Below are 20,668 nucleotides of genomic sequence, written 5' to 3'. Positions count from 1 at the left end.
AGAACCCATGGCACAGAAGAAAGGTTATGAGGTCGATTCGTGGTTGGCGCGGCCCGATCCGCGCATCTCGATCGTTCTGCTCTATGGTCCCGATCGGGGGCTCGTCGCCGAGCGGGCTAAAGCCTTTGCCGGCAAAACCGGCCTGCCGTTAGACGATCCGTTCTCGGTGGTCAGGCTGGACGGTTCGGAAGTGGACCGCGACGAGGGCCGCCTGCTCGACGAGGCGCGCACGGTGCCGATGTTTTCGGACCGGCGCCTGCTCTGGGTGCGCAATGCCTCCGGCCAGAAGGCGCTTGCCGACGACATCAAGGCGCTGACCGCGGAGCCGCCGCGTGACGCCATCATCCTGATCGAGGCCGGTGACCTGAAGAAGAACGTCGGCCTGCGCGCCATTGTCGAGACAGCCGACAACGCGATGGCCCTGCCGTGTTATGCCGACGAAGCCCGCGACATAGACACAGTCATCGATGATGAATTGCGTAAGGCCGGCATGTCGATGACGCTGGAGGCGCGCCAGGCGCTGCGCCGGAACCTCGGTGGTGACCGGCTGGCCTCGCGCGGCGAAATCGAAAAACTGGTGCTATACGCCCATGGCCAGACCGAAATCGGTCTCGACGACGTCAAGGCGACATCGGGCGACGTTTCCGGCCTCTCCTTCGACGATGCCGTCGATGCCTTGCTCGAAGGCAAGATCGGCGATTTCGACATGGCCTTCACCCGCCACTGCCAGTCCGGCGGCCAAGCTTTCCTGGTGCTTTCGTCGGCGATGCGGCAGCTGCAGGCGATCCAGGCGATGCTCGGCCTGATGGACGCGGGCGGCCGCAACGCCGCAGCGGTCGTTGCCGCGGCGCGCCCGCCGGTATTTTTCTCGCGGCGAAAGCTGGTAGAGAAGGCGCTCGAGCGCTGGACCAGCGAGGCGCTCGGCCGCGCTCTCAACCGCTTGCAGACCGCCGTGCTGCAAACCCGGCGACGGCCGGATCTGACGGTCGCGCTCGCCCGGCAGGCGCTGCTCGGCATTGCTGTGGAGAGCGCAAGGCTGGCGCAGCGCAACTGATCTCCCACTTGCGGGGGAAGATGTCGCCGAAGGCGACAGAGGGTGGTCGCAGCGCGTGGAACGCCAACTTCCTGCAAGGTGCCGGCGCTTGATGTGAGACGCCCCTCTGGCCTGCAGGCTGTTTCCCCTCGAGGGGGGAGTTCAGCAGCCTCGACGATTCGCCGATCACCAGCGCTGAAAAAAGGAAGGTTGTGTTACCAAGGACGAAGATGCCGCCTAGGCCGTGCTTAATCCTAAACCACAAGGTTATTTGCCGGCTAAAAATATAAACGCCTCAGGCACCTACCGCTCTTGCTTCAGCCGTCTGCATAATTCGTCGAGCTGGTCCAGTGTCCGATATGCGACGCGCAGCGCGCCGCCACGCTCCTTGTGCTCGATCGTGACAACCATGCCGATCGTGTCGGTCATCAGCTTTTCCAGGGCCAGCGTGTCCGCGTCTTTCTCTGCCGGTGCTGCGGCCTGCCGCTTTACGGCTGGAGCGCCGGCGGGCATCTGCGCCAGCGCTTCGGCCTGACGCACCGAGAGCCCTTCCTCGACGATCCGTTTGGCCAGGCCCGCAGGATCCTCAGCCGTCACCAATGTGCGGGCGTGACCCGCCGACAAGGCGCCGTCGACCAGCATGTCGCGAATCACGCCGGGCAGCTTCAGCAGCCGCAGCGTGTTAGCGACATGGCTGCGGCTCTTGCCGATCACCTGGCCGAGATCGGCCTGGGTATAGCCGTGGTCGTCAATGAGCTGCTGGTACCCGAGCGCCTCCTCGACCGGATTGAGGTCGGTACGCTGGACGTTTTCGATGATCGCCAGTTCAAGGGCGGTGCGATCGTTGACATCGCGCACGATGACCGGAATCTCGCTCAGCCCGGCGCGCTGCGCCGCCCGCCAGCGCCGTTCCCCGGCGATGATCTCGTAGCGGCCCGGCTGTGTCGGCGACGGCCGCGCCACCACCGGCTGCACCACGCCGTGCTCGCGGATCGACTGGGCAAGATCGGTAAGATCGGCGTCGCCAAAATGCCGGCGCGGGTTTTTCGGGTTCGGGCTCAGGAACTCGATCGGCACCTTGCCATCCGCCGCCATGTTCTGTTTTTCCGGCGCGGTCGGGCGATCGATTTCACCGATCAGCGCCGCCAGTCCCCGCCCCAATCTTTTTCTTGAAAGGTCTTCACTCATTGTCTGTCCAGATCGTTTCGGAGTCGAATTGGCTTCTTGTTTTCGTCCATGTCGTTGTCCAAAACCGGTTCCTACTGTCGGACGAAATGCATCAGGCGGCGCGCAATTTGCGCTCACGGCGGATCACCTCCGAGGCAAGCTGCAGATAGGCCTGGCTGCCGGAGCATTTGAGGTCGTAGAGGATCGCCGGCTTGCCATAGGACGGCGCCTCCGAGACACGCACATTGCGCGGGATGACAGTTTCATAGACCTTGTCGCCCATATGCGCCCGCACGTCCTGCACCACCTGGTTGGCGAGGTTGTTGCGCCCATCGAACATGGTCAGCACGATGCCCTGGATCGTCAGATCGGGATTGATTGAGCGGCGGACTTGCTCAACCGTCTCCAGCAGCTGGCTCAAGCCTTCAAGCGCAAAGAACTCGCACTGCAGCGGCACCAGCACCGAATCGGCTGCGGCCATCGAGTTCAGCGTCAGAAGATTGAGCGACGGCGGACAATCGATGAGCACATAGCCGAAGTTCGCCGAGCGCTCGGCCGAGGCGCGCAAGGCATTGCGCAGCCGCAGCACCCGGTCCGGTGCCGACGCGATCTCCATTTCGATTCCGAGCAGGTCGAGCGTCGACGGCACGATTGAGAGACCCGGCACCGCCGTCGGGATCGCCGCCGCCTCCAGATCCAGTTCGCCGGTCAGCACGTCGTAGGACGAAACGGTGCGGTCGCGCCGGTCGATCCCGAGGCCAGTGCTGGCATTGCCTTGCGGGTCGAGATCGACGATCAGCACCTGTTCGCCGATCGCCGCCAGCGCCGTGGCCAGATTTATGGCCGTCGTCGTCTTGCCGACACCGCCCTTCTGGTTGGCTACGGTGATGATTCGGGGGCCAGTCTTCATCATGGGTCTATGCCAGAAATTCATTCCGAGGTCGCCATAAGCAGATCACACAAGTCGCAGATCAGACAGTTCGAGGATGACGCCCTGAGCGTCGGTCATGCTGGCATGTTCTACCAGATCGAACGACCATCGTTGAGTGCTTTCTGCCACTTCGGCGCGGTAATCCCGGCCTTTGTGGAACAGGCCGCGAGCGCCCGTTGTCAGCCACGGCGCCGACAGGTCGAGCAGGGTCGACAGCGACGCCACCGCCCTGGCGGTGACGATTTGAGGCGTCGAAACAAGTGGATAGGCATCGCCGATGCGCCGCGCGATGACCCGGGCTGGCAGGTTGAACTGGCCAACGATCGCTTGCAGGAACGATGCTTTTTTCCGATTGCTTTCAATCAGATCGATGCTGGCGCCGTCTCGCTCGGCAAGCAGGAACGCAAGGACAAGGCCGGGAAAACCACCACCCGAGCCGAGATCGACCCAGCGCTTCGCGTCCGGTTTGATTCGCGCCAGCTGCACACTGTCAAGGATGTGGCGGCGCCAGACATCGTCCTGCGTCGATTGCGCGGCCAGGTTTATCCGGCGATTCCATTTCTGGAAGAGTGTCTCGAACTCGACAAGGCGATCGAATGTTTCACGTGAAACCGGACCGGCCACCTCTTGCAGGCTGGCCCATGAGGCAGCGTTCACGCCACATCCTTTCGCGCAGCAGCCTCGACATTGCGGACGTGGGCGACAATGATCGCCAGAGCCGCCGGCGTCATACCCTCCATACGCTGAGCATCGGCGATGGACCGCGGTTGGCGCGCCAGCATCTTCTGCTTCAGCTCGTTGGACAGACCCGGAACCGACGCAAAATCGAGCGAATCCGGAATCAGCCGGCTCTCCTCATGCCTGATCTGCGTGACGTCGGTCTGCTGGCGGTCGAGATAAACTGAATATTTCGCCTCCGTTTCGAGGCGTTCGGCCGTTTTGGTGCCGATGGAACCAAACTCGGGGGCGATTTGTGCCAACCAGGCAACATCGACACCCGGATAGGCCAGCAACTCATAGGCCGAGCGGCGCACACCGTCTCTATTGATCTCGAGCCCATGGCGCGCGGCTTCGTTGGGGGTCATGGCAAAACCGAGCGCAAGCTTCCGGGCATTCTCAAGGTCTTGCGCGACATCGTTGAAGCGCTGCATTCGCTCTGGCGAAGCGACGCCGAGCTTCATCGCCAGCGGCGTCAGTCGCTCATCGGCGTTGTCGGCCCGCAGCGACAGCCGGAACTCGGCCCGCGAAGTGAACATACGGTAGGGTTCGGCGATGCCGCGGCTGGTCAGGTCGTCGACCATCACCCCGATATAGGCTTCGGTGCGGCTGAGCACGATCTGATCGCTTGCCGATGCCTGCCGCGCGGCGTTGAGGCCGGCGAGCAGTCCCTGCGCCCCGGCCTCCTCGTAGCCGGTGGTGCCATTGATCTGCCCGGCAAGGAACAGACCGCCGAGCCGTTTGGTTTCCAGCGTGGGCTTGAGCTCGCGCGGATCGACATGGTCATATTCGATGGCATAGCCGGGCTGCAGCATGACAGCATGCTCCAATCCCGGAATGGTCTTCAGAATCTCAAGCTGCACGTCCTCGGGCAGCGAGGTCGATATGCCGTTGGGGTAGACGGTATCGTCGTCCAGTCCTTCCGGCTCGAGAAAGATCTGGTGGCCTTCGCGGTCGCCGAACTTGACGATCTTGTCTTCGATGGACGGACAGTAGCGCGGACCCACCCCCTCGATCGAGCCGGAATACATGGCGGAACGGCTGAGGTTAGCGCGTATCAGCTCGTGCGTCGCCGCCGTCGTGCGCGTGATGCCGCAATGGATCTGCTGGTTGTCAATGCGGTCGGTCATCAGCGAGAACGGCACCGGATCGTCATCCGCCGCCTGGCTCTCCAGCGATGCCCAGGCGATCGTCCCTCCGTCCAGCCGCGGCGGCGTGCCGGTCTTGAGCCGTCCCAGCTTGAAGCCAGCGCGGCTCATTGTCGCCGACAGGCCAAGACTGGCCTGCTCGTTCATGCGGCCGGCAACGATCTTCTTCTCACCGATGTGGATCAGCCCGCGCAGGAAGGTGCCGGTGGTCAGCACCACGGCGCCGCAGGCAAGCCGGCGGCCTCCGGCCAGCAGAACCGCCGCCATACGCCCGTTGTCGATTTCGAAATCCAGAACCTCGCCCTCGACCACGTCGAGATCGTTCTGCTCCCGAATCGCTGCTTGCATGGCAAGGCGATACAGCTTGCGATCCGCCTGCGTGCGCGGCCCGCGGACTGCGGGTCCCTTGCGGCGGTTGAGCAGGCGGAACTGGATGCCGGCCGCATCGGCGACGCGCCCCATCAGCCCGTCCATCGCATCGATCTCGCGCACCAGGTGCCCCTTGCCGAGGCCGCCTATCGCTGGATTGCAGGACATGACGCCGATCGTATCGAAGCGCAGCGTCACCAAAGCCGTCTTCGCGCCGGCGCGCGCGGCAGCGCTTGCCGCCTCGCAACCAGCATGGCCGCCGCCCACCACAACCACATCAAAGTGATCGGTCATTTCAGAATCCCGAATTCAAGTCGCCGACACATGTCCCCGTCAGAACGTGGTGTCAAGAACACAGGGCTCGCTTCATACGCATGCCAACCATTGCGGAGGCGATCAACCTTCCGTTCCCGGCGAAGCGTTTCACGTGAAACAACACCGCCGCCCTCCCGTCCCTGTGTTTCACGTGAATCACTTCCGACTCGTCCCCAGTGTTTCACGTGAGTCATTTGCCGATGCAGAACTGCGCAAAGATGACGTCCAGCATGTCCTCGACATCGACGGCGCCGACAATCCGGCCAAGTCGGTCCGCCGCCAGGCGCAATTCCTCGGCCCGCAATTCCTGACCCCGCTCATCCTCCATGATCGCCGCGCACAGGAACCGTTTCGTCTCGCCGAGAAGTTCGACATGCCGCAGACGCGAAGGTAGGATCTCGCCGGCTCGGCCGATCTGGGCTGCGGCATGTCGGCCGATCTCGGCCAGCAACTCCGCCAGCCCGGTCCCGTCCCTGGTGGAGATAACCGCCTCATAATGCGCCAAAGCCCCTGATGCAAGCGAACGATCCTTCAGCAGATCGACTTTTGTCCCGACTCTCAATGCCGGGACGGCGGTCGGCAATGCACCCGCTGCGGTCGGGTCCACCATATCCTCCAGTACAAGCAACAAATCGGCAGTCCCAGCCTTACTCCTTGCCTTTTCGATGCCGATGGCTTCGATCCTACCTGGAGCCTCGCGCAGGCCGGCCGTATCCGTCACCCTTACCCGCATCCCCTCCAGATCCAGCACCACTTCCAGGAGATCGCGGGTCGTGCCGGGCTCTTCGGTGACGATCGCCGCGTCGCGCCGGGCCAGTGCGTTGAACAGGCTTGATTTGCCGGCATTCGGCGCGCCTAGGATGACGACCTCGAACCCGTCACGGATGATTTCGGCGGCCCGGAAGCCATCGACATGACGTTCTATCTCATCGATCATCGCCCGGACGTCCGCCCAGACAGTCGCCGCAACGGAACCGGGTACGTCGTCTTCGTCGGCAAAATCGATATCGGCCTCGATCATCGCCCGCGCATGGATGAGCCGACGGCGCCAGCCCAGGTAGAGCTCGCTCTGAACACCTTCGGCATTCTGCACGGCAAAGCGCCGCTGCGCCTCGGTCTCGGCATTGATGAGATCGGCCAGCGCCTCTGTCTCGACCAGATCGACCTTGCCATTGAGAAAGGCGCGGCGCGTGAACTCCCCCGGCTCTGCATGCCTGACGCCGTCGAATCCGGCAATCGTCTCCAGCATCCTCGCCACGACGGCGCGTCCGCCATGGACATGGAATTCGGCGATATCCTCTCCGGTAAAGCTGCTAGGCCCGGCAAAGAAAACGACCAGGCCGCTGTCGAGCACCGAACCGTCGGGCGCCCTGAATTTGCGATAGGCCGCAACCCGGTTCCTGGCCGTCGAGCCGGTAATCGTTTCGATCACGAATCGACTTTTGGAACCGGAAATGCGGATCACGGCAACGCCGGCGGGCAGGCGACCGCTCGACAAGGCAACGATGGAATCACCTGAAATCATTTGCCGACCCAGCACAACCGCCCTAGCTTCGCTTATTCACCGACAATTGCCGAGTGCCCGACCGTGACGTTGCCCGCGCAGAACCTACTTGCCGAAGAGGCCAGCCCTTATCTGCAGCAGCATAGCGGCAATCCTGTGCATTGGCGGGCGTGGTCACCAGCGTCGCTCGCCGAGGCAAAGACGCTGGAGCGGCCAATCCTGCTCTCGGTCGGCTACGCCGCCTGCCACTGGTGCCACGTCATGGCGCATGAGAGCTTCGAGAACGACGACGTCGCCGCCGTCATGAACCGTCTCTTCGTCAATATCAAGGTCGATCGCGAAGAGCGACCGGACATCGACCAGATCTATATGGCGGCACTGTCCTCAATGGGCGAGCAGGGCGGATGGCCGCTGACCATGTTCCTGACGCCAGACGGCAAGCCCTTCTGGGGCGGCACCTATTTTCCGCGCGAGGCCCGTTACGGCCGCCCAGGCTTCGTCCAGGTGCTCGAGGCGGTCGACAAGGCGTGGCGGGACAAGAAAGAAAGCGTTAACCAAAGCGCTGACGGCTTGACCACCCATATCGAGGCGCGGCTGGCGAGCGCTCATCCCAAGGCGGTGCTCGACCGTGATACGTTGGCCACGCTCGCCAACGGCATCGACGGGATGATCGACAGGGATCTGGGGGGGCTGCGCGGCGCGCCCAAATTCCCCAACGCGCCATTCATGCACACGCTCTGGCTGTCCGGGCTGCGCGACAGAGCCACAGCCCATCGCGATGCCGTCCTGCTCAGCCTCGAAAAAATGCTGGCGGGTGGGATCTACGACCATATCGGCGGCGGGCTTAGCCGCTATTCGACCGATGCCGAGTGGCTGGTGCCGCACTTCGAAAAAATGCTCTACGACAACGCTCAGCTCATCCGGCTGTGCAACTGGGCCTATGCGGCGACCGGCAACGAATTGTTCCGGGTACGAATCGAAGAGACTGTTCGTTGGCTTCTGCGCGAGATGCGCGTCGATGGCGGTACGTTCGCCGCCAGCCTCGACGCCGACAGCGAGGGCGAGGAGGGGTTGTTCTACTCCTGGAACAGACATGAGATCGAGACCGTTCTTGACGACGAATCAGCTTTGTTTTTCAAGTACTTCACGCTTTCCAAACCGCATGGCTGGGAAGGCAAGCCACTCGTTCATCAGACCGAAGCCCAGCAAACGCAATGCGTGGTCGATCATGAGCGGCTCATCCCGATGAAAGAAAAACTGCTGGCAGCCAGAGAGCAGCGCATCAGGCCTGGGCGTGACGGCAAAGCCCTGACCGACTGGAACGGTCTGATGATCGCGGCTCTTGCCGAGGCGGGGCGTGCGCTCGGCCGGACCGACTGGATCGAGGCGTCGGAAGAGGCCTTTGCCGCCATTGCCGATGCTGGTCGCGACAATCGCTTGCCGCATTCGATGCTCGGCGTCAAAAAACTGTTTCCCGCGCTGTCCAGCGACTACGCCGCCATGACCAACGCTGCGATCTCGTTGTTCGAAGCGACCGGCACATCGAACTACGCCGATCTGGCCGGCCAATTCATCGCGCAACTCGACCAGTGGCATCGCGACGATGACAACACGGGTTACTATCTGACCGCGTCCGACAGCACGGATGTGCCGATCCGCATCAGGGGCGATGTCGACGAGGCCATCCCGTCAGCCACCGGCCAGATCCTCGAGGCTCTGATCCGGCTGTCTTACCTTACCGGCGATCTCGATCTGCAGGAAAAGGCCTGGAGGGCCGCTGAACATGCGGCCGGCCGTGCGGCGCATCAGGCCTACGGCCAGGCGGGCATCGTCAACGCCTGTGCCCTCGCGATCGAGCCGTTGAAACTGGTCATCGTGGACAGTTCGGAGAATCCACAGCTCGTTCCGGTCGCGAATCGAAATCCGGACCCGCGCCGAGTCGACATCGTCGTGCCGCTCGGGTCAGAAGCGAATCGACCGACGCTACCTGGCGGTATCCTGCCGCCAACCGACAAGCCGGGTGCCTGGCTCTGCACCGGGCAGGTCTGCCTGCCGGTCATCACTAATCCCGAGGATCTGGAGCGTCTCTTGCACCGGCGGTAGCTAACTTCGAATTTGTCATCCCAGGGCGAAGCAATGAGCGAAGCGACGCGGCGAAGACCATGCCCGCTCCTTCCGAGCGTCACAACGATCCAAGTTCTGCTTCGTCGCGTCCGCCGGCGGGTGTCCCGGCATGGATCCTCGGGCAAGCCCGAAGATTACGAAGACGAGCGTACTCCTCGCCAAGAACCTACGTATTCATCGAATCGAAGAAATCCGCATTCGTCTTGGTCTGCTTGAGCTTGTCGATCAGGAACTCGATGGCGTCGGTCGTTCCCATCGGCGCCAAGATGCGGCGCAGCACGAAGATCTTCTGCAGGTCCTGGCGGGGTACCAGGAGGTCTTCCTTGCGGGTGCCGGACTTGAGAATGTCCATGGCCGGATAGATGCGCTTGTCCGCCACCTTGCGGTCGAGCACGATTTCCGAATTGCCTGTTCCCTTGAACTCTTCGAAGATGACTTCGTCCATGCGGCTGCCGGTATCGATCAGCGCGGTTGCGATGATGGTCAGCGAGCCGCCTTCCTCGATGTTGCGGGCGGCACCGAAGAAGCGCTTCGGCCGCTGCAGCGCATTGGCGTCGACACCGCCCGTCAGAACCTTGCCGGATGACGGCACCACGGTGTTGTAGGCGCGGCCCAGACGGGTGATCGAATCCAGCAGGATGACGACGTCGCGTCCGTGCTCGACCAGGCGCTTGGCCTTCTCGATCACCATTTCGGCTACTTGGACGTGGCGCACCGCCGGCTCGTCGAAGGTCGAGGAGACGACCTCGCCCTTCACCGAACGCTGCATGTCGGTGACTTCCTCCGGCCGCTCGTCGATCAGCAGCACGATCAGGTAGCACTCGGGATGATTGGTGGTGATCGAATGGGCGATGTTCTGTAAGAGCACCGTCTTGCCGGTGCGAGGCTGCGCCACGATCAGGGCGCGCTGACCTTTGCCGAGCGGCGCCACCAGGTCGATGACACGCGCCGAAATGTCCTTCGAGGTCGGAACGTCCATCTCCATCTTCAGCCGCGAGGTCGGGTAAAGCGGCGTCAGATTGTCGAAATGGATCTTATGGCGGATCTTTTCTGGGTCGTCGAAATTGATCGTGTTGACCTTGAGCAGCGCGAAATAGCGCTCGCCCTCTTTCGGGCTGCGGATCGGGCCTTCGACGGTATCGCCGGTCTTCAGCGAGAACCGGCGGATCTGAGACGGCGAAATATAAATATCGTCCGGACCCGGCAGGTAATTGGCATTGGCCGAGCGCAGGAAGCCGAAACCGTCCTGCAGCACCTCGACCACACCGTCACCGATAATCTCGATATCCTGGGTCGCCAGCCTCTTCAAGATAGCGAACATCAGCTCCTGCTTGCGCATGACACTGGCGTTCTCGACCTCAAGCGATTCGGCATAGGCGATCAGCTCTGGCGGTTTCTTGTTCTTGAACTCTGCGAGTTTCATTTCTTGCATCATTAGACGGACTCTGAGTGAGTAAGCATTGGGAAAATATCGGCGGGATGCGACAAATGCCGGGCGCGGCCGAAGCGATGAATGGGGCGGCGCATGACGGGAAGGAAGACCCGTCTTTTATCGTCGGTAGACTGAAAGAGCAAGCCGCCTTTTGCCGATCATCGAAGCGTCAAAACGGCTTCACGATGACCAGCACGACGATGACGATCATCAGCAATGTGGGGATTTCATTGACCATCCGCCAGTGCCTCGCCGCTTTTCCATTGCGGTCCCCGGCGAATTTGCGCACCGCACCTGCCAGGTAGCCGTGAACGGCGGAAAGCCCAAGTACCGCGGCGATCTTGGCATGCAGCCATCCGCCCTGAAACCCAAAGCCCTTCCAGGCAAGCCAAAGGCCGAACACCCAAGTGACGGTCATGGCCGGATTGATGATGCCGCGCAGCAGGCGGCGCTCCATCACCTTGAAGGTTTCCGATTGCACGGAGCCCTTCTCCGCGTCGGCATGATAGACCAGCAGCCGCGGCAGATAGAGCATGCCCGCCATCCAAGAGATGACGGCGATGACATGGATCGCCTTTGCCCAGGGATAGAAATCATCCGGCCCTAAGAGAAACAAAACCCCGGCCAAAACAAGGAAGACGGCAATCGCGATTGCCGCGCGGCGCATCGCCGCCCCGCCGCTATTGCTACCGCCCATCATCGTCATGACGCGCTCCGCACCATTTTCACCATCGCCTCGACATGCGAGATTGGCGTCTCCGGCGTGATGCCGTGGCCAAGATTGAAGATTAGCGGCCCATCGCCTAACGCCCCGAGGATCGCCTCGACGCCGGCGGCAAGCGCCTTGCCGCCGGCCACCAGCCGCACCGGGTCGAGATTGCCCTGCACGGCGCCGTCGCGCTGCAGTTCCCGCGCCGTCGTCAGCGGCACGGTCCAGTCGAGCCCCAACCCGGTCACACCGGTCTTCTGGCGATAGCTCCGGTAGTGATCGCCAGCGCCCTTGGGAAAGCCAATGATCGGAACATCGGGATGGACGGCCCGAACCTGCCTGACGATCTCCGCCACCGGCCTGACGCAAAAGGCCTCGAAGGAAACTTCATCGAGCACGCCGGACCAGGAATCAAATATCTGCACCACATCGGCGCCGGCTTCGATCTGGCGGATGAGATAGGCGGCCGATTGATCGGCCAGCACCTGCAGCAGCTGTAAAAACGCCGCCGGCTCGCGATAGGCAAACAGCCGCGCCGGCGCCTGGTCTGGCGTGCCGTGGCCGGCAATCATATAGGTCGCTACCGTCCAAGGCGCGCCGCAGAAGCCGATCAGCGTCGTTTCATCAGGTAGTTTCGCTCGCAATCGCCTGACCGTCTCGTAGACCGGATCGAGATTCACGTGAAACGTTTCGCCGCTCAGAGCCGAAATCTCGGCGGCCGAGATCGGCGTCAGCAGCGGCCCGCGGCCTTCCTCGAAACGTACGTCGCGGCCCAGCGCATGCGGCACGACGAGGATATCGGAAAACAGGATCGATGCATCGAAGCCGAAGCGTTCGATCGGCTGAAGCGTCACTTCCACGGCAAGATCGGGATCGTAGCAAAGATCGAGGAACGATCCGGCCCGCCTGCGCGTCTCCCTATATTCCGGCAAATAACGGCCGGCTTGCCGCATCATCCAAAGCGGCGGCGGAAACACAGTTTCCCCCTTCAACACGTCCAGCATAATGCGGTTTTCAGGCATTAAGCGCTCGCCTCTCCAGTGTAGTGACCTTCGGGAGCCAATCGCCAACCTCAGAGATCGGCAGTTGAAGGCCGGCCCGCAGCGATCGTTCATCATCTCTTTCTAGGCTAGGTCAAAGGGCCCAATCCTCTGCCTCTCCAGGCTTCCCTATAATTAAATATTCTATTTCTAGGAATCTTCTGATTCTAAGAGTCTGTTGGTTGTGGTGGTTGTCACCTGTCCCGCTTTGCCCCGGAAAAGACCAGCCAGCATATTGTCGCGTGCTTCTTTTTCTTGATAGGAGGGCTTTGGGGACAATCGGAAATTTCACCGTCGAGTCAGTGGTTTGGCTTTCCAGGTGCATGATCGGCGCTGTGGATGAGGCTGAGTCAAACAGCCTGTCCCCGGACTTGTCCCCAGTCGCCCGAAGAAGCCGACAGCGCACCGAATTGTGGACAAGCCGCCATCTGATACAGTCGTTCCAACCAGCCGATCTTTCCGGCCGACCTTATCCACATCGGCCCACAGCTTGGAACGAACCCTGTGAACAAACCCCAGAGCTTCTTTCACCTTCACCTGATTTCCGATGCCACCGGTGAAACGTTGCTGGCAGCCGGCCGAGCGGCTTCCGCGCAATATAAGGATGCGCGCGCCATCGAGCATATCTATCCGCTCATCCGCACCGAAAAGCAGGTAACGAAAGTGTTCGAGGACATCGAGGAGGAGCCGGGCATTATCCTCTACACGGTCGTCGATCAGAACCTTGCCCGCGGTATCGACGAGCGCTGCGCGGCCATGGGCCTGCCTTGCGTCTCCGTGCTGGAACCGGTGTTGGCCGTGTTCCAGTCCTATCTCGGCACGCCGGCTGGACGCCGCGTCGGCGCCCAGCATGTCCTCGATGCCGAATATTTTCGTCGTATCGACGCGCTCAACTTCACCATGGACCATGATGACGGCCAGCTGCCGGCCAATATGGACGACGCCGACATCGTGCTCATCGGCATCTCGCGCACCTCGAAAACGCCGACCAGCATCTATCTCGCCAACCGCGGCATCAAGACCGCCAACATTCCGATCGTGCTCGGCGTGCCGGTGCCGGAAAGCCTGGTCAATGCCAAGACGCCGCTGATCGTCGGGCTTATCGCCACCGCCGAGCGCATCTCGCAGGTCCGCCAGAACCGCATCCTCGGCAACACCAGCGCCTACGAGCCCACCGACTATGTCGACCGCGCCGCCATCACCGAAGAACTCGCCTATGCACGCCAGATCTGCACCCGGCATGGCTGGCCGATGATCGACGTCAGCCGCCGCTCGATCGAAGAGACGGCGGCGGCGATCGTTGCCCTGCGCGGAAAGACACGCTAGGGCATGTCGATATTCAGGTGATGCCGGCCTGCGAACGGCGGTTTCCTGCGCTTCCGGTGCTCACGTACCCAAAAGTACGCTCCGCCCCGGTTCTCGGAACCCATCATTCACGGCGCGGCCTGACCGGAATATCAACACACCCTGGGCGCGTGCCAAAATCGGGCGCGAAAAATTATGACCGAAAAAATCATCCTTGCTTCGGGAAGTCGGTTCCGCAAGGCGATGCTCGTCAATGCTGGCGTCGCCATCGAGGCGGTCCGGGCGGAAGTCGATGAGCGCGCGCTTGAGGCGCCACTAAAAGACAGCGGTGTGTCGCCGGAGGATGTCGCCCTGGTGCTTGCCGAGGCCAAAGCCACCGAGGTCAGCGAGCGAAAGCCCGGCGCCCTGGTGCTCGGCTGCGACCAGACGCTGTCGCTCGGCGACGAAGTGTTTCACAAACCGGCCGACATGGAAGGCGCGCGCCGCCATCTGCTGGCGCTGTCTGGCAAGACCCATCAGCTCAACAGTGCCGTGGTGCTCGCACGCGACGGCGCTGTTCTGTGGCGGCATGTCAGCGTCGCCAGCCTGACCATGCGAAATTTGGATCCGGCCTTCATCGGTCGCCATCTGGCGCGCGTCGGTGCCAAGGCGCTGTCCAGCGTCGGAGCCTATCAGATCGAGGGCGAGGGCATCCAGCTGTTCGAAAAGATCGAGGGCGACTATTTCACCATCGTCGGACTGCCGCTTCTGCTAGTCCTGGCCAAACTGCGCGACCTCGGAGCCATCGATGGCTGAGACCGCGAAAAAGGCCTTCGTCGCCGGCCATCCGGTCGCGCATTCGCGGTCGCCGAAGATCCATGGCTACTGGCTGGCGACGTACGGCATCGACGGCAGCTACCGGGCTATCGACGTCGCGCCGGACGATTTTGCCGAATTCGTCAGGACGCTCGAGGCGAACGGCTACCGTGGCGGCAACGTCACCATCCCACACAAGGAGGCCGCCTTCGCGTTGGCGGGGCGCCGTGACGATGCGGCCGAGCAAATCGGCGCGGTCAACACGCTGTGGTTCGAGGCCGGCGATTTGTGGGGCGGCAACACCGACGCCCATGGCTTTGCCGCCAATCTCGACGAGCATGCGCCGGGCTGGGCCGCAAACGGCCCGGCTGTGGTGCTCGGCGCCGGCGGCGCCTCCCGCGCGGTCATCCATGCGCTGATTGAGCGTGGAATTGCCGACATCCGCATCGTCAACCGGACGCTCGCCCGAGCAGAGGAGCTGCGCCGCTGCTTCGGCGCGCGGGTCTCGGCCCACGGCACGGCCGCGACCGGCGAACTGCTTGCCGATGCCGGCCTGCTGGTCAACACCACGGCGCTCGGCATGCATGGCAATGAGGGCCTGTCCGCCGATCCGGCCAGGCTGCCGGACCATGCCATCGTCACCGATATTGTCTATGTGCCGCTGGAAACGCCGTTGCTGGCCGCAGCCAAAGCGCGGGGCCTGAAGACCGTCGACGGGCTCGGCATGCTGCTGCACCAGGCGGTGCCCGGCTTCGAGCGCTGGTTCGGCATCAGGCCGCAGGTCACCGCCGAATTGCGGCGGACGATCGTCGCCGATCTCGGTGCCGAAGGAATGACCAAGGAATGAAAACATGATCGTGCTCGGCCTCACCGGATCGATCGGCATGGGCAAGTCGACCACGGCAAAGATGTTTGCCGAGGCCGGAGTGCCCGTCCACGATTCGGACGAGACGGTGCACCGCCTCTACGCCGGCAAGGCGGCTCCGTTGGTGGAAGCGGCTTTTCCCGGAACCACACAGCCCGGGTCGGTCGACCGCACAAAGTTGGCCGAGCGGGTGCTCGGCGATGCCGCCGCGCTGAAACGGCTGGAAGCCATCATCCACCCGCTCGTCCGCGCCGACGCCGATGCCTTCCTGGCGAGGAACCGTGCCGCCGGCGCACCGCTTGTCGTTCTTGACGTCCCGCTGTTGTTCGAAACCGGCGGCCGCGGCCGCGTTGACAAGGTCGTGGTCGTCACCGCCTCGGCCGAAATCCAGCGCGCCCGCGTGCTGGCGCGGCCGGGCATGACGGAAGAAAAGCTGGCGTCGATCCTGGCCAGGCAGGTTCCCGACGCCGAAAAACGCGAGGCCGCCGATTTCGTTATCGATACCGGACAAGGCTTTGATGCGGCGCGCAGGGTGGTCCATGCAATCGTCACCGAACTGGTCGGGGATAAGGTAGGCAGGCCCGGTTAAGAGGCTTGCGGCCAACGTTGGTTGTTGCCATTTTGTTCCCAGCGTGATTCGGCTAGGATGACGCCAAACCAAACGGACTGATTTGATGCGCGAGATCATCTTCGATACGGAAACCACCGGTCTTGATTCCCGCGAGGACCGGGTTATCGAGCTTGGCTGCATCGAGCTGGTCAATCGTTTCCCGACCGGCCGCACCTTTCACCACTACATTAATCCGCAAGGGCGGCCGATTCATGCTGAGGCGCAGGCGGTTCATGGCATCAGCGCCGCGGATCTCATGGGCAAGCCGACCTTCCGGGACATCGCCGAGGAGTTTCTCGCCTTCATCGACGGCGCGAAGCTGGTCGCCCATAATGCCACTTTCGATGTCGGCTTCCTCAATGTCGAGTTCGGCCGGCTTGGACATCCTGTCGTCGACCCCGGGCGTGTCGTCGACACGCTGGCGCTGGCGCGCCGCAAGCACCCCATGGGCCCCAACTCGTTGGATGCGCTATGCCGGCGCTACGGTATCGACAATGCTCGACGCACCAAACACGGCGCGCTGCTCGATTCGGAATTGCTGGCCGAAGTCTATATCGAGCTTATCGGCGGCAAACAGGCGGCGCTTGTCCTCGACAGCGCCACGGCGCCGGCGGCCGGAAGGAGAAATGTCGCCGACATCGACATCAGCATCGACGTCCGGCCGATAGCGCTGCCGTCTCGTCTGACCGATGCAGATCGTATCGCGCACGCGAGCATGGTCGGCACGCTCGGCGAAAAGGCGCTCTGGCTGCGCGTCGCCCCGGAAGCAAGTTCCGCGACACAGTGATTTTGACCGGAGCGATCCTTCGCGCGCCCCTGCCGACATCGCAAACAAAAAACCCGGCGCGCGGCCGGGTTTTTCAAAGGCCTGACAACGATCGCCTCAGCTCGCCTTGACCTTGCCGGCGGCCTGGTCCTCGGCCAGCTTCTGCTGGAACATCTGCGCGAAATCGATCGGGTCGAGCATCAGGGGCGGGAAGCCGCCGTTGCGCGTCGCCTCAGCGATGATCTGCCTGGCGAACGGGAACAGCAGCCGCGGGCATTCGATGAACAGGAGCGGCAGCATGTGCTCCTGCGGGAAGCCGGTGATGGCGAATACCCCGCCATAGACCAGCTCGACGTTGAACAGCACTTCCTGATCGAAGGATGCTTTGGCGTTCAGCGTCAGATTGACGTCGAACTGCTTGTCCGAAAGCGGGTTGGCGTTGACATTGACGTTGATGGCGATGCCAGGGGCCTTGTCGCGGCCTCGTAGCGAGTTCGGCGCGCCGGGGCTTTCGAAGGAAAGATCCTTCACATATTGGGCAAGCACGTTGAGCGAAGGCTGCGCCGCGTTGCCGTTGCCGTTGCCGCTGGCTGCGCCGGTCGGCGCGTCGTCTTTGCTGGCCATAAGCCGTTGTCCTTTTGCCTGGGCAGCGTCGCTGACCGAATTGAAATCGGGCGTTCGCTACCATGGTCGGCATGACAAGACAAGGTTTGCCGACCTACTCGTCCCTGAGGCGGTTGCCGACCTACTCGTCCTTGAGGCGGCGCCAGGGAGAATTGTGATCCGGTCCGCGCCGATAATCGTCGTCGCGCGAATAGTCGCCGTCGTCGAGATCGATGACCTTGTCGCGCGGCCTCGCCCGGAACCCGCCAGTGCTGAGATCGGTGGCCAGCACGATGCGGCCTTTCAACAGGCGCCAGGCAAGGTCGCGGACCGGCGGCAGGAACAGCAGAATGCCGAAAATATCTGATATGAAGCCGGGAATGACGAGCAGGATCGCTGCCAGCACGATCATGGCGCCATGCGCAAGCTGGCGGCTTGGATCGTGACCGGCGTCCATTTCCGCACGCACCCGGGTCATGACGCCGAAACCCTGGTGTCGCAACAATAGCGCACCGGCTATGCTCGAAGCCAGCACCAGGCCGACCGTCGCCAGTGCGCCGACCTGGCGACCGACAATGACGAAACCGGCGATCTCCAGAAGCGGAAGCGCGATGATGAACAGGGGAAGCAGCGAAATACGCAAATCTTGACCGATCGTTTCCATGTTTTGCCGGTCGGCGAGCAATCGCCGCTGGCACTGGACCTTTTAGATAGGTATGCCTGCCTTTGATTTGAATGATTGCAGCTTGCGTTCTATATGCTTTGAATGTTGAACGCGATGCGACCGCGGCTATTTGGCAGCCGGGCGGTTCGGCCGGAGTAGGGATTGATTGGCGGAAGATATGGGATTCTTCGACTTCGGCACGATTTTCTTTCTGGTTGCGGCGGTTGTGATCTTTTTCCAGCTGCGCAATGTGCTCGGCCGCCGCACCGGCAGCGAACGTCCGCCCTTTGATCCCTATACGGCGGGCCGGACGCGCGAGGACGCCGCCCAGAAATCCGAGAACGTGGTCTCGCTGCCGCGCAAGCGAGCGCCGGGAGAGCCGGCAGTCGATGCCTATGCGGCGATCGACGCCTTCGCCAAGCCTGACACCGATCTCAACAAGGGCCTGCGGACGATCAAGGACAATGATCCCTCATTCGACCCGAAGACCTTCATCGATGGCGCCAAGATGGCCTACGAGATGATCGTCATGGCCTATGCCGATGGCGACCGAAAGACGCTGAAGAACCTGTTGTCGCGCGAGGTCTATGACGGTTTTGTCGCGGCCATTGGCGACCGCGAGGCGAAATCGGAAAAGATCCAGTCCTCCTTCGTCGGCATCGACAAGGCCGACATCGTTTCCGCCGAGATGAAGGGCGGCGAGGCGCATATCACGCTGCGCATCGTCAGCGAACTGATTTCAGCGACGCGCGACAAGGCCGGCGCCGTCATCGACGGCGATCCTGAAACCGTCGCCGAGGTCAAAGATGTCTGGACCTTCGCCCGCGATACGCGCTCGCGCGACCCGAACTGGAAGCTCGTCGCCACCGAAGAAGAAGACTGAACTGGACGGCAGCGAGGCCTGTCGTGTCGCTTTCTCAGGCGTTCAGTGAAAAGTCCTTTGGCGATCTACCCGGTTGGGGTGAGGATGATCATCTCCCTGCCTTCGCCGCCTTTCGCCGCTCGGCCCTTCACGTCCGGACCAAGCCCTATCGTTCCGGCGGGCTCGGTGTCGACTTCAACGCCTTTACCGAGGCTTACGCTGCAGCCCGCACCGTTTCGCCAACGGACCGAGCGCAAGCCCGCGCCTTCTTTGAGCGCCATTTCATCCCGGCATACGTAAGGACGGAAAGCGGCGGCGCCGGCCTCGTCACCGGCTTCTATGAACCCGTGGTCGACGCTTCACCGATGCGAACCGGAAGATTTACGGTGCCGCTGCTGTCGCGCCCGGCCGATCTCGTCGACATCGACGACGCCAATCGGCCGCCCGGCCTGGATCCCTATCTCGCCTTTGGCCGGGATACGTCAGGCGGACCGGTCGAATATTTCGACCGCGGCGAGATCGAGCGCGGGGCGCTCGCCGGCAAAGGTGTGGCCGGCAAGGGTCGGGAAATCGCCTGGCTCGCCGACAAGGTCGACGCTTTCTTCATCCACGTCCAGGGTGCAGCCAGGCTCATCATGACCGATGGCCGGCTTTGCCGCGTCACCTACGCCGCCAAATCAGGCCAGCGTTTCACCGGGCCGGGCCAGATCCTGAGCGAGCTAGGCGAGATCCCACTGGAAAAGGTGACCATGCAGTCGATCCGCGCCTGGTTCAAGGCGCATCCGGATCGCATCGATGAGATCCTGTGGCGCAACCGCTCGTATATTTTCTTCCGTGAGGTGGGAGTCGATGACCCGGAACTTGGCCCGATCGCCGCCGCCAAGGTGCCGCTGACGCCGGGCCGCTCCGTCGCTGTCGACCGTCTGCTCCATACGTTCGGGACGCCGATCTACATTGATGGGCCGTCGCTGACCGCTTTCGACAACAAACCTTTCCGGCGGCTGATGATCGCGCAGGACACCGGCTCGGCCATCACCGGGCCGGCCCGCGGCGACCTGTTCGCCGGAACGGGCGATGCAGCCGGCGAGATCGCCGGTGTTGTCCGCAACCGCGCTGATTTCTATGCGCTGAAACCGCGTCCGCTTGTTTCGGGAGCGCGGCGATGAGCCGGCGCATCGACAGGCTGAGCGAGGACGATCGGGTCCTCTGGAACCTTGTGGCGCGCACGGCCAAGCCGCTGAAGGGCAAGACAGCCGTCGACAGTCCTGACATCGGGCCGGATGTCGGTGACGAGACCGAACCACCGCCGCGTGTTCAGGCCGTGGCTCCTGCTGCGGCGGCAAAGGCAAAGGCGCAGCATGTTTCGCATGCGCTTGACGAACCAACCCTGGAAAAGCTGTCGAAGGGCCGGCTGCCGATAGAAGGCCGTGTCGATCTGCATGGCCTGACCCAGGACGAAGCCTATTCGCTGCTGTTTTCCTTCCTGCACCGGGCGCATGCCGGCGGCATCCGTTACGTGCTGGTCATCACCGGCAAAGGGTCCTCGTCGGGCGGCGACGGCGTCTTGCGGCGCGCCGTGCCGGCCTGGCTGTCGACACCCGCATTCAGGCCACTCGTCTCCAGCCACGACCATGCCGCGCGCAATCACGGCGGCTCGGGCGCGCTCTACGTCCGTCTGCGCCGGGCGCGCCCATGAGGACACGCACCAC

20 protein-coding genes are annotated in these 20,668 nt (G+C 62.7%); 10 read left to right on the top strand and 10 right to left on the bottom strand.

Features of this window, described 5'->3' with window-relative positions:
• The first annotated feature begins 7 nt into the window (after positions 1-7).
• Complete coding sequence (gene holA, locus AC0NID_RS06200) at positions 8-1,054, top strand: DNA polymerase III subunit delta (protein ID WP_473451863.1); 1,047 nt, start codon at positions 8-10, stop codon at positions 1,052-1,054.
• A gap of 282 nt (positions 1,055-1,336) precedes the next feature.
• On the opposite strand, the gene AC0NID_RS06195 is transcribed toward holA, so the two are convergent.
• From AC0NID_RS06195 to mnmE, 5 genes are all read right to left on the bottom strand, one after another.
• The gene (locus tag AC0NID_RS06195; RefSeq protein WP_473451861.1) at positions 1,337-2,221 is read right to left on the bottom strand and encodes a ParB/RepB/Spo0J family partition protein; all 885 of its coding nucleotides are present in this window, start codon (positions 2,219-2,221) and stop codon (positions 1,337-1,339) included.
• A 91-nt stretch (positions 2,222-2,312) separates the two neighbouring features.
• Positions 2,313-3,113 (bottom strand): ParA family protein, encoded by an 801-nt coding sequence (locus AC0NID_RS06190; RefSeq protein WP_473451860.1) that lies wholly within the window; start codon positions 3,111-3,113, stop codon positions 2,313-2,315.
• 42 nt (positions 3,114-3,155) lie between these two features.
• Positions 3,156-3,788 (bottom strand): 16S rRNA (guanine(527)-N(7))-methyltransferase RsmG, encoded by a 633-nt coding sequence (rsmG, locus tag AC0NID_RS06185; RefSeq protein WP_473451858.1) that lies wholly within the window; start codon positions 3,786-3,788, stop codon positions 3,156-3,158.
• Positions 3,785-5,659 (bottom strand): tRNA uridine-5-carboxymethylaminomethyl(34) synthesis enzyme MnmG, encoded by a 1,875-nt coding sequence (mnmG, locus tag AC0NID_RS06180; protein ID WP_473451856.1) that lies wholly within the window; start codon positions 5,657-5,659, stop codon positions 3,785-3,787. The genes rsmG and mnmG overlap by 4 nt, the downstream gene beginning before the upstream one ends.
• 211 nt (positions 5,660-5,870) lie before the next feature.
• Complete coding sequence (gene mnmE, locus AC0NID_RS06175) at positions 5,871-7,205, bottom strand: tRNA uridine-5-carboxymethylaminomethyl(34) synthesis GTPase MnmE (protein ID WP_473451855.1); 1,335 nt, start codon at positions 7,203-7,205, stop codon at positions 5,871-5,873.
• Between the two features lie 63 nt (positions 7,206-7,268).
• Between mnmE and AC0NID_RS06170 the strand changes: the two genes are divergently transcribed.
• Positions 7,269-9,287 (top strand): thioredoxin domain-containing protein, encoded by a 2,019-nt coding sequence (locus AC0NID_RS06170; RefSeq protein WP_473451853.1) that lies wholly within the window; start codon positions 7,269-7,271, stop codon positions 9,285-9,287.
• Positions 9,288-9,474: 187 nt separating this feature from the next.
• Here the strand turns inward: AC0NID_RS06170 and rho are convergent, their stop codons facing one another.
• The 3 genes from rho to hemE form a co-directional block, all read right to left on the bottom strand.
• A complete protein-coding gene (rho, locus tag AC0NID_RS06165; protein WP_292166614.1) occupies positions 9,475-10,740 on the bottom strand; it encodes a transcription termination factor Rho in 1,266 nt (421 codons plus the stop codon).
• A 169-nt stretch (positions 10,741-10,909) separates the two neighbouring features.
• Positions 10,910-11,446, bottom strand: a complete 537-nt coding sequence (gene hemJ, locus AC0NID_RS06160; protein WP_473451851.1) for a protoporphyrinogen oxidase HemJ — start codon at positions 11,444-11,446, stop codon at positions 10,910-10,912.
• Positions 11,443-12,471 (bottom strand): uroporphyrinogen decarboxylase, encoded by a 1,029-nt coding sequence (gene hemE / locus AC0NID_RS06155; RefSeq protein ID WP_473451849.1) that lies wholly within the window; start codon positions 12,469-12,471, stop codon positions 11,443-11,445. Before hemE ends, hemJ begins: the two co-directional genes overlap by 4 nt.
• A 522-nt stretch (positions 12,472-12,993) precedes the next feature.
• Here hemE and AC0NID_RS06150 point away from each other — a divergent pair.
• From AC0NID_RS06150 to dnaQ, 5 genes are all read left to right on the top strand, one after another.
• A complete protein-coding gene (locus AC0NID_RS06150) occupies positions 12,994-13,815 on the top strand; it encodes a pyruvate, water dikinase regulatory protein (protein WP_473451847.1) in 822 nt (273 codons plus the stop codon).
• A 174-nt stretch (positions 13,816-13,989) separates the two neighbouring features.
• Positions 13,990-14,589 (top strand): Maf-like protein, encoded by a 600-nt coding sequence (locus AC0NID_RS06145; protein ID WP_473451845.1) that lies wholly within the window; start codon positions 13,990-13,992, stop codon positions 14,587-14,589.
• The gene (locus AC0NID_RS06140) at positions 14,582-15,436 is read left to right on the top strand and encodes a shikimate dehydrogenase (protein ID WP_473451843.1); all 855 of its coding nucleotides are present in this window, start codon (positions 14,582-14,584) and stop codon (positions 15,434-15,436) included. Before AC0NID_RS06145 ends, AC0NID_RS06140 begins: the two co-directional genes overlap by 8 nt.
• A 4-nt stretch (positions 15,437-15,440) precedes the next feature.
• A complete protein-coding gene (gene coaE / locus AC0NID_RS06135) occupies positions 15,441-16,043 on the top strand; it encodes a dephospho-CoA kinase (RefSeq protein WP_473451841.1) in 603 nt (200 codons plus the stop codon).
• 85 nt (positions 16,044-16,128) lie between these two features.
• Positions 16,129-16,851 (top strand): DNA polymerase III subunit epsilon, encoded by a 723-nt coding sequence (gene dnaQ / locus AC0NID_RS06130; protein WP_473451839.1) that lies wholly within the window; start codon positions 16,129-16,131, stop codon positions 16,849-16,851.
• Between the two features lie 96 nt (positions 16,852-16,947).
• On the opposite strand, the gene secB is transcribed toward dnaQ, so the two are convergent.
• Both secB and AC0NID_RS06120 read right to left on the bottom strand, forming a co-directional pair.
• Entirely contained in the window at positions 16,948-17,454 is a 507-nt protein-coding gene (gene secB / locus AC0NID_RS06125) for a protein-export chaperone SecB (protein ID WP_473451837.1), read from the bottom strand.
• Between the two features lie 121 nt (positions 17,455-17,575).
• Positions 17,576-18,076 carry an FxsA family protein gene (locus AC0NID_RS06120; RefSeq protein WP_473452633.1) on the bottom strand — a complete coding sequence of 167 codons (501 nt, stop codon included), beginning with the start codon at positions 18,074-18,076 and terminating at the stop codon, positions 17,576-17,578.
• 199 nt (positions 18,077-18,275) lie between these two features.
• Between AC0NID_RS06120 and AC0NID_RS06115 the strand changes: the two genes are divergently transcribed.
• From AC0NID_RS06115 to AC0NID_RS06105, 3 genes are read left to right on the top strand one after another with little or no spacing between them, the layout of a single operon-like run.
• Positions 18,276-18,980, top strand: coding sequence for a Tim44/TimA family putative adaptor protein (locus AC0NID_RS06115; RefSeq protein ID WP_473451836.1), 705 nt, complete (start codon positions 18,276-18,278; stop codon positions 18,978-18,980).
• Between the two features lie 23 nt (positions 18,981-19,003).
• Positions 19,004-20,125, top strand: coding sequence for a murein transglycosylase A (gene mltA, locus AC0NID_RS06110; protein ID WP_473451834.1), 1,122 nt, complete (start codon positions 19,004-19,006; stop codon positions 20,123-20,125).
• Positions 20,122-20,655: a Smr/MutS family protein gene (locus AC0NID_RS06105; protein ID WP_473451832.1), complete on the top strand. Its 534-nt coding sequence runs from the start codon at positions 20,122-20,124 to the stop codon at positions 20,653-20,655. The genes mltA and AC0NID_RS06105 overlap by 4 nt, the downstream gene beginning before the upstream one ends.
• The last annotated feature ends 13 nt before the right edge of the window (positions 20,656-20,668 follow it).

It is taken from the genome of Mesorhizobium sp. WSM4821 (assembly GCF_055901555.1).
This window is presented reverse-complemented; position numbering and strand designations above follow the sequence as displayed.